We start from the raw sequence: 1,024 nt of genomic DNA, 5'->3' as shown, positions 1-1,024 counted from the left end.
AGGGGCATAGTCCCCGACTGATCATCGGGGGAGGGATAGGAAGCCGTGCCCACCCTTAGGCCGCGAGCCTGCAACGTAGATAGTGCTCCGCCCCTCCACACTCACTCGAACAGCCCGAACGGTATCCAGAGCCTCGAGCTCGCATTCACAAGGTTGGGCCGGGTGCAGTGATGATCGCGTCTGAACGGATCGAGAGGAGAATCCATGCCCAGCGTCATCGGCATCGACATCGCCAAACACACCTTTGACCTCGCCACCCTGCAGCCCAACGGCAAGTACCGCACCAAGGCCAAGCTGGCCAACGACAAAGCGGGTTTCGCCGTCTTGCGCGACTGGCTGAACAAACATAGCGAACCCGGAGCCTGGGTCGTGATGGAGGCCACCGGCATCTACCATGAAGCCCTGGCCGAATGGCTGCTGGAGCAAGGCTATCGGGTCTGTGTCCTCAACCCGGCGCAGATCGCCCACTACGCCCGCAGCCAGCTGCAGCGGGTGAAGACCGACAAGGTCGACGCCAAGCTGATCGCCGAATACGGCGAGCGCCACCAGGACGAGCTGCGCCCCTGGCAACCCGAGCCCCGTGCCGTAAAGCGCCTGAAGGCCCTGGTACGGCGCCTGGGGGATCTTCGCGAAATCGAACAGATGGAGCGCAACCGTCTGGAAGTGGCCGATGCCAGTGTGCAGGCCTCGATCCAGTCGGTGCTGGAGCATGTCAGCCAGGAGATCGAAGAAACCCTCAAGGCCATCGACGACCACATCGACAACGACCCGGACCTGCGAGGCAAGCGCGACCTGCTGACCAGCATCGACGGAGTCGCCGACAAGACCGCCGCCCTGCTCCTGGCGGAGCTGGGCGACCCGCTGCGCTTTGCCAACAGCCGCGCCATCACCGCCTTTGCCGGGCTCAATCCACGGCTGCAGGAGTCCGGGAGCTACCGGGGGCAGACACGCATCTCCAAGATGGGCTCATCGCGCCTGAGGGCCGGCCTGTACATGCCCGCGATCAGCGCCCTGACGTACAACG

General features: G+C 64.3%; 1 protein-coding gene. It reads left to right on the top strand.

The window, feature by feature from the left end; genetic code table 11:
* Positions 1-204: 204 nt before the first annotated feature.
* A partial coding sequence (locus AB2385_RS17135; RefSeq protein WP_367656217.1) for an IS110 family transposase occupies positions 205-1,024 on the top strand: 820 nt, incomplete at its 3' end.

It is taken from the genome of Symbiobacterium sp., from assembly GCF_040797425.1.
GTDB lineage: Bacteria > Bacillota > Sulfobacillia > Symbiobacteriales > Symbiobacteriaceae > Symbiobacterium.
Note: the sequence above shows the minus strand (reverse complement) of the source record. Positions and strands in the feature narration are given on the sequence as shown.